12 protein-coding genes and 1 tRNA gene are annotated in these 7,558 nt (G+C 50.8%); 5 read left to right on the top strand and 8 right to left on the bottom strand.

The window, feature by feature from the left end; all coding sequences use genetic code 11:
• From EKD02_RS09580 to EKD02_RS09565, 4 genes are all read left to right on the top strand, one after another.
• Nucleotides 1-337 (top strand): tetratricopeptide repeat protein (locus EKD02_RS09580; RefSeq protein WP_148102973.1); only part of this gene is annotated, 337 nt, incomplete at its 5' end.
• A gap of 126 nt (nt 338-463) precedes the next feature.
• Nucleotides 464-922, top strand: a complete 459-nt coding sequence (locus tag EKD02_RS09575) for a hypothetical protein (protein WP_126385267.1) — start codon at nt 464-466, stop codon at nt 920-922.
• A 130-nt stretch (nt 923-1,052) separates the two neighbouring features.
• Nucleotides 1,053-1,595 carry a DUF3251 domain-containing protein gene (locus EKD02_RS09570; protein ID WP_126385265.1) on the top strand — a complete coding sequence of 181 codons (543 nt, stop codon included), beginning with the start codon at nt 1,053-1,055 and terminating at the stop codon, nt 1,593-1,595.
• 395 nt (nt 1,596-1,990) lie between these two features.
• Nucleotides 1,991-2,593 (top strand): hypothetical protein, encoded by a 603-nt coding sequence (locus EKD02_RS09565; RefSeq protein WP_126385263.1) that lies wholly within the window; start codon nt 1,991-1,993, stop codon nt 2,591-2,593.
• 3 nt (nt 2,594-2,596) lie between these two features.
• On the opposite strand, the gene EKD02_RS09560 is transcribed toward EKD02_RS09565, so the two are convergent.
• The 8 genes from EKD02_RS09560 to EKD02_RS09525 form a co-directional block, all read right to left on the bottom strand.
• Nucleotides 2,597-2,914 (bottom strand): hypothetical protein, encoded by a 318-nt coding sequence (locus EKD02_RS09560; protein ID WP_126385261.1) that lies wholly within the window; start codon nt 2,912-2,914, stop codon nt 2,597-2,599.
• Nucleotides 2,915-3,000: 86 nt separating this feature from the next.
• Nucleotides 3,001-3,073: transfer RNA gene (locus tag EKD02_RS09555), tRNA-Ala, on the bottom strand.
• Nucleotides 3,074-3,151: 78 nt separating this feature from the next.
• On the bottom strand, nt 3,152-3,697 hold the full coding sequence (atpH, locus tag EKD02_RS09550) for an ATP synthase F1 subunit delta (protein WP_126385259.1): 546 nt from the start codon (nt 3,695-3,697) through the stop codon (nt 3,152-3,154).
• A gap of 13 nt (nt 3,698-3,710) precedes the next feature.
• The gene (locus EKD02_RS09545; RefSeq protein ID WP_126341655.1) at nt 3,711-4,238 is read right to left on the bottom strand and encodes a F0F1 ATP synthase subunit B; all 528 of its coding nucleotides are present in this window, start codon (nt 4,236-4,238) and stop codon (nt 3,711-3,713) included.
• A gap of 95 nt (nt 4,239-4,333) precedes the next feature.
• Nucleotides 4,334-4,561, bottom strand: coding sequence for an ATP synthase F0 subunit C (gene atpE, locus EKD02_RS09540; protein WP_011358809.1), 228 nt, complete (start codon nt 4,559-4,561; stop codon nt 4,334-4,336).
• Between the two features lie 118 nt (nt 4,562-4,679).
• Nucleotides 4,680-5,726 carry a F0F1 ATP synthase subunit A gene (locus EKD02_RS09535; RefSeq protein ID WP_126385257.1) on the bottom strand — a complete coding sequence of 349 codons (1,047 nt, stop codon included), beginning with the start codon at nt 5,724-5,726 and terminating at the stop codon, nt 4,680-4,682.
• Nucleotides 5,723-6,109, bottom strand: coding sequence for a hypothetical protein (locus tag EKD02_RS09530; protein WP_011890974.1), 387 nt, complete (start codon nt 6,107-6,109; stop codon nt 5,723-5,725). Before EKD02_RS09530 ends, EKD02_RS09535 begins: the two co-directional genes overlap by 4 nt.
• A gap of 32 nt (nt 6,110-6,141) precedes the next feature.
• Nucleotides 6,142-6,387 carry an AtpZ/AtpI family protein gene (locus EKD02_RS09525; protein WP_011890975.1) on the bottom strand — a complete coding sequence of 82 codons (246 nt, stop codon included), beginning with the start codon at nt 6,385-6,387 and terminating at the stop codon, nt 6,142-6,144.
• 186 nt (nt 6,388-6,573) lie between these two features.
• Here EKD02_RS09525 and pgeF point away from each other — a divergent pair, with 186 nt between their 5' ends.
• On the top strand, nt 6,574-7,383 hold the full coding sequence (gene pgeF / locus EKD02_RS09520; protein ID WP_126385255.1) for a peptidoglycan editing factor PgeF: 810 nt from the start codon (nt 6,574-6,576) through the stop codon (nt 7,381-7,383).
• The last annotated feature ends 175 nt before the right edge of the window (nt 7,384-7,558 follow it).

Below are 7,558 nucleotides of genomic sequence, written 5' to 3'. Positions count from 1 at the left end.
CAATGGGAAAGGAGTTCCCCAGAACTACAACGAGGCGATGAAGTGGTATCGACTCTCTGCTGAACAGGGTGATGCTGCTGCTCAGAACAACCTCGGGGTTATGTACTACGATGGTCATGGGGTCAGACAAAGCTACCCCGAAGCTTTAAAATGGTACCGACTTGCGGCATCGAAAGGTGTTGCAAGTGCACAGTATAACCTCGGGATAATGTATTACAACGGTCGGGGGGTCAGAGTGAACAAGGCGACTGCAAAGGAATGGTTCGGAAAGGCCTGTGACAATGGGTACCAGCAAGGGTGTGACAGATACCGTGAACTGAGTCTTCAGGGGAAATGAATAAGACAGGTGAGCAGTGCCTAAAAATGTATAAATCTAACAAGTCAATCAACTACGAGCCTACGGCACCGGACGCAGCAAATCTGCACCGGTAATTGAGGCGTTATCACCATAAAGGATATCTCGATGCATACAACGAGAACAAAAGTATTTCTGTTGGGTATTTTGCTTGTGCTGGTCACAGGAAAACCAATCTTCGCTGAAAGTTCATCCGAATATGCCGCAATGGGTAAGGCGGCATGGAGCGCATTCGAGTGCTCAGCTTTGGCAGAAAAGAGTAAAAACACTCAAGAACAAGAGCGGTTATTTAAATATGGTTACGTAGTAGGACTCAAGTTCATCAATGCAGTCCAATCAGAGAAAGTCAAAAGAGAAGATCTGTCAAATGGAGTACCAATCGGGATGCTCCTTCTTTTGCAGGGTCCAACACCAGATTTCATACTTGGTAGGGTGTTTGAAGGTGCGCTCGACTCCGCACTTAATGATGTTTATAATACCGGTGGAAGCTTCAATTCGGATGAAACGCAAGAATCAATAGCAAAGAATAAGTTCTGGAATCAAAATTGTCAGCTAATCGGTAAATAGAAGTTTATTGGAAACCCGTTTCGCGACATCATCCAAAAATCACGTCGCAAAAGCGTCAACTCGGACTGGGCTTTTCGCTACGCTCCAAGTCCGACCGGTTACGCTTGGCGTTAGGCAACAGGGAGGAACTATGTACAGACTGTTATATATAGCTGCCGTGTTTGGCGCGCTTCTTCTTGCTGGGTGTGACCAAAGCTCAAAGGTGAAAACACTGGAAACCAAAGTGGCCTCTCTTGAAAAAGAGTTGGCTGACTTGAAGCAAACAATCGAACTAAATCAGTTTAATCAGATGCTCAGCGGCTTTGACAAAGTAGCGTATCTGACGCCAGGCTCCGATGGATATAGCCTTGTGAAGAGTGATCTCGGTGTCTTAACAGTTTCAATTGCAAACATAGCTCCGTATGCAAACGGCAGCAAAGTAACATTGCAATTCGGGAATTTGTCCGCCGCGACAATAGACGGTCTGAAGGCAAAGCTTGAATGGGGGGCGGTTGACAAGAATGGCATGCCGAACAATGAAAATGCCAAATCAAGAGATGTCTCCTTCAATGAATCTCTAATTAGTGGAAGCTGGACAAATTCAAATGTTGTTCTTGAAGGAGTGCCCCCCCAGGAACTGGGATTCGTCAGGCTCCGAGATATTAATCACCGCGGCATTAAGCTGCGGCGATGAAATATTTCATGCCTAACCAACGCTTCGAGAGGGACGCTTGTAATCGGAAATTGAAAATCCCCAAATTTCGCCAATTAACAATCCCCACTTTTCGGAAAATAAGATTCCCCGGGTTGGCGTAAAAAAACACCCATAGCCCTATGTTTGAAGGTGACCGATTAAGGGGATATACGCAGGACCGTCTGGTGTTCGCAGTCCAGTTGACGGGCTGTGAACAGTGTTCTTATGCCGATCCGTATAAGAAGCAGAAATAAATCGTAAGGCGAAGATTAACTCAAATTATTGAAAGATCTTAACAGTTGTTTTGCCAGTGTTTCGATTGCGTCTTATATGGGTTGTAATTCAAAAATCCGCAGTTTATGCGGATCAGTCTAAACATTGTTCGCCAAGACATAATGAAGTACACAGCAATCAAGCGTCACCTAAAGCCGTACTCGATCTACTCGCGGCGCAAGACAACTATCAACCATGCCTTTGCGTCCTCCATCGCCCCCTGCGACGTGTACGATGAAGCCGGCGTTCGAGCGGCCGTCGAGGCGCTCGGACAGGACGCCGACGATGATCTCCTCTGCGTGTACTGCGGCGCCACAGCGGAAACATGGGACCACGTTTTCGCCACCGTGGTAGACAGTGAGTTCAGCGGAGCTGGCCATCGACTCGGCAATCTGTTGCCCTGCTGCAAGCCCTGCAATTCGAAGAAGGGAAACAAGCCGTGGGAAATATATCTCGACGCTGTGCCGATGTCCGAAGAGGACCGCGGGCGGCGTCGCGAGATCATCCAGCGCTATCTCGCCACTTACTTTACAAGGGAACATAGACCGGCGCAAACAGCGGAGTATGCGCAACTCCTGGAATTGCGCGACCGCGTCATCGACATCATGAGGGACGCGGACGCTTTGGCAGAGAGAATCCGGGACAAATCAAGGACTGGCGAACAATCGCCTCCAGCATACCCCGAAGGGCGCGCGGACGCACCCTCCGGGTCTGCTGAGGCGTGACGTTCACCCCCCATCAATCTCCCCATTAATCTCCTCCAGCTGCGCATCGTCCTCCAGGACGATGCTTGCTATCAGTTTCTGCAGCTCTTTCTGGAAGGTGGGGCTTTCCACCGTGAGCCCGTCGGCTTCTTTGAGGAGGCTGAGGTCTTGCTCGCGGTCGCGGAGTTCAAACTTTTCGGGGTATTGGATGATGACGGTTGCGGCCTGTTCTTTTTTGCCTAGCCAGCGGCAGAACACTTCGAGCATGCGGTATTCGGTGAGTTGCAGCCCTGAGGCCATTTCGGCAAGGAGGGCGTTGAGGAGCTGGAATCCGGGATCCATAAAGGTCCCCAGAAAAGCGGGACAAGAGCAAACCATGAGGGACTCATGGGGAGAGGACAGAAACAAGAAGGAATGCGTGAGGGGAGTGGAGCTTAGGGGAGTCGAACCCCTGACCTTCTCATTGCGAACGAGACGCTCTACCAACTGAGCTAAAGCCCCGGCATCAAAAAAAAAGCCTGCGCAATGCAGGCTTAAAAAAATGGTCCTGTGCCTGCCGGCAAGAAGCAGAGAAAAGGCTCAGGCCTCAACTGCCACAAGCTTTTCACGAAGCAGCTGCAGCTGGTGGCGCACACTGCCGTCAAAAATGGTATCCCCTATTTTCACGCTGAGGCCTCCAATAAGGCTCTCGTCAATCTTCATTGCCGAACGGACTTTCTTTCCGGTATAGCCCTCAAGGCTCCGGGAAAGGGCCTTCTGCTGGCTCTCGCTGAGTTCTGTGGCGCTGGTCACCGCTGCATTCACGATCCCGTTTTTCTCATCAAGCAGCGCAGCAAACTCCTGAGTAATTCCGCCCAGGATACCAGCTCTTTTTTTATGGGCGATCAGCCTCAGAAAGAGCATCATTTTATCCCCGACCGCTTCAGCGAAAATCTCTTCAAGAAGGTGAGTTTTCCGGTCTGCATTGATAAGCGGACTGGCGAGGGCTCTCTGCAGATCACGGGAAGCTGCGAGGGTCTCGCCGACCATCTGCATTTCTCCGGTCACAGTCTCAAGAAACCCGCCGGCTTCGGCCGCAGAAAGAAAGGCATATGCGTATCGACGGCTTGCAATTACACTTGACATGTCGTGACCGTTTTCAGTTTTGTTTTGTGGAGAGATCAGCAATCATGCTGTCAACCACCTTTCTCTGCACCTCGCCATCAAGGCTGGCGCGGATAATCTTCTCTGCACCGCGAACCGCAAGGTCTGCCACCTCGTTCCTCAGAACATCCAGGGCGCGCCGTTTTTCCTGCTCGATCTCGTCCTTTGCAGCACCAATCATTTTCTGTGACTCGGCATGAGCCTTCTCGGTGATTTCTGCGCGGATTTTATCAGCAAACTCACGGCCTTCACGGATAATCCGGTCGGATTCGGCCTCGGCCTTTGCAAGAGTTTCTTTGTTCTGGCGAAGAATCGCCTCAGCCTCTTCCTTTGCACCGTAAGCACGGTCAATGGACGACTGGATACCTTTTTCCCGCTCTTCAAGAGCGCCGAGAATCGGTCCCCATGCAATCTTTTTCAGGATAAGAAGGACGAGCACAAAGGTAATTGCCGTCCAGAAAATCAGACCCGGATTCGGGTCAAGAAGACTGCCGGAGAGAAGTATGACTGCCGACATAAGCATGAACAATGGTTACCGTTAACGGGTTGATGAAATCCCAAAGCAGACCAGGGCCCTTGCCCGGATCTGCAACAGGAATACCTTCTGTATCGCGCTTGTTACTTAAGAGCGAGAAGCACGCAGATAACCTCACCAAACAGAGCAACACCCTCAATAAGAGCAGCTGCAATGATCATGGTGGTACGGATATCGGAAGTAGCCTCAGGCTGACGGGCGGTACCCTCAGCGGCTGATGCTGCAATGTTGCCGATTCCAAGGCCTGCACCAATAACAGCCAGACCGGCGCCGAGACCGGCACCAAGATAACCCAAACCAATACCTTCCATCGTGTAAATACCTCCGTTTATTTATTGTAAGATGTTCGCAAAAGCTGACCAGCAGTGTTGAACAGGTTAATGAAAAGTCCAAAAATACAATTTCTCAATCAATAATCCCGACATCTTTTTAGTGATGGGCAACTTCCGCATCACCACCCTCATGGACCGTCGCCAGCCCTATGAAGAGAGCTGAAAGCATAGTGAAGATGAAGGCCTGAAGGAATGCAACAAAGATTTCAAGCAGATAGATGAATATTGAAAAGGGAACCGAAACCGCAGCAGCAACAATGTAGCTCTTGAGAATGAAGCTGATGAAGATAAGGCTGAGAATGACGATATGACCAGCCGTCATGTTTGCGAAAAGACGGACGGTAAGCGCAAAAGGCTTGGTGAAGAGGCCGATGACCTCGATGGGAATCATGATGATCCAGAGGGACCAGTGCGTTCCGGCTGTCAGGTGCTGCAGGTAACCCTTCAGGCCGTGCGCCTTGAGCGATGCTGTCTGGGTAATGAAAAAGGTGAAGACGGCAAGTGTCAGGGTAACATTGATGTTGCCTGTTGCCGTAGCTCCGTAGGGAATGAGACCGAGGAGGTTGCAGAGCAGAATGAACATGAACACCGTCAGAAGATAGGGGAGGTGCTTCTCATATCCGTGGCCGATGTTCGACTTTGCCACATCAAGACGGATGAACTCCACCAGAGCCTCCATTGCATTGGCAAGACCCCCGGGAGCCTGCCTTGCAGTCATCTTTTTGTAGGTTCCGCCGACGGCTGCGAACACGACAAGAAGAATGACTGAAACAATCCAGAGCATCACAACATGCTTGGTAATGGAGATATCAATGCCGAAAAGAAGCGGAAGACGGGGAAGGTGGATTTCGCCGAAAGGCTCGAAAGCGAAGACATGGGAATCAAGAATGTGATGCATGATGACATCACCGGCCTTTTCTTCCTCATGCGCAACAGCTTCATTGGCAGCACCTTCAGTACCATGGAGCAGAACGCCACCGTCTGCAGCGGGCATTGCCGATTCAGCGTGAACTGCGGCAGCATGAACCCCCCCGGCAGCATGGTCGGAAGCCGACGCGGGAACATATGCATTCAGAAGAAGCGGCACCAGCAGCGCCAAAACCTTTAAAAAACTCTGGGCCTGAATGACTTTTTCCCGTTTCATGCAGCGATCTTTTTCTGTTTGTTTTTCTTTTGATAGCCGAGAATCTCGACAATCACATAGATGCAGTAAAAAGCAAAAAATGAGAGGACGAAGTCATTGATGACAACAAGATCTCTCAAAATAATAAAGGCTACAAGCCCCATCAGGAGGAGCAGCCTGAAAACCAGACCGCCGAAAACCGCGATAGTGAACACCTGCGACTCTCGATCAAAAGCATATTCGAAAAGCAGGTATCCGGCAACCGTATTGGCAAAAATCATGATCCAGGCAACAAACACCGACCCTGTATCGACACTCCCGGGCTCCAGCCCGAAAAGGATGACCCCCCATAAAACGACGGTCAAGATACACAACTTCAGAAGAAAATCAAACAAAGGTTTCATCGCTTTCCTTTTCAGGGCGGACGGAGCCGCCGTTATCGTTTTCTGTTTGCCGACTTCAGCACCTTCATGAGAACCAGCCCCATGCCGACCATTCCCAGCATCACGCCGAGCAGAAAGAGCCATGGGGAAGTGCCGAGCTGCAGGTCCGCCCAGTAGCCGAGCAGCACAAAAAACGCAAAGCTTGCAGCTATCTGCACACCAAGGCCGATATAGTCGGACATTGCCCGCATTGAGCGGCCGAAATTATCCTGAAACCGTTCGTTGCCGGGATCTGCCATTGAATCTATGGGCCTATGGGCTTCCTTTTTTACCGAATGGTTGAGGGGTATGGCTGAAGAGGAAAGATAACACTCTTCACCGAAAATCGCACACCGTCATCTCTCTTTATCCGAAAAGGCCGGAGGGTCAGAGGAAAACGCTATCTTAAAAAAAACGGCATCAACCCGATACATACACAACCGACCATGCTGGACACACAGGAAACCAACCCCTCTGCTGCCCCAAAACGGCCACAATTCAGGGTGCCGGAAATATTCAGGCACAGTCACTCTCTTCTCGCCCTTGAAACCACCCGAAACGGTGGCGTCGGCACAGGGCCCTACAGTTCACTCAACCTTGGCACCAATACAGACGACAACCCCGACTCTGTCCGCAGAAACACGGAACTGCTTTTCAATGAGGCAGGAATTGATTCATCCAGGACGGTACGCTCGCAACAGGTTCACGGAACAGAAATTCTACACGCCACTTCGCCGGGCGCCCTACAGGGCTACGACGCATTCATTACCGACACTGAAAACCTTTTTCTCCTCATAGCAACCGCCGACTGCTATCCGATTCTCCTGTTTGACCCCCTCAATCGGGCTGTGGCGGCCATCCACGCCGGATGGAAAGGAACTGCAGGGCACATTGCACCACAAACCGTGGAGAGCATGCGCCGCGCATTCGGAACCCGGCCTGAAACCCTGCTTGCTTCCATCGGCACCGGCATCAGCGGAGAGGCCTATGAAGTTTCGCTGGATGTTGCGAAACAGTTCCCGGCTTCATGCATTCTCCCCCCCGCAACCAAGGGAGCAGGGCCCCGTCTTGATCTAGGCGCAGCAAACAGAATGCAGCTTGAGGAGGCCGGCGTTTCCTCCGCCTCCATAGAAAGCTCTCCCTTCTGCTCATTCAGAGATACTGGCTCTTTCTTCTCGCACCGGAGAGACAACGGCATAACAGGAAGAATGCTTTCAATCATCGGCCTCAACCAAAGCGGGGGGAACCCTCTATAGCTGCTTCATTTATAGATGAAAATTATATCTATTATCCACCATCACTCACTGCATGCTGCCTGAACCTGCTGCATGTGAACGGCTTTTTCTATAGTGGTCCCCGATTTTTAGACAGCTGTTTAAGTTGGTAACTTGCTCAAAAGAGGAGCAAGTAAATGACCAAAAGGAAACGCAA

The sequence above is a fragment of the Chlorobium phaeovibrioides genome (assembly GCF_003968655.1).
GTDB lineage: Bacteria > Bacteroidota > Chlorobiia > Chlorobiales > Chlorobiaceae > Chlorobium > Chlorobium phaeovibrioides.
The sequence above is the reverse complement of the archived record's forward strand: the minus strand, read 5'-3'. Positions and strand labels throughout refer to the sequence as shown.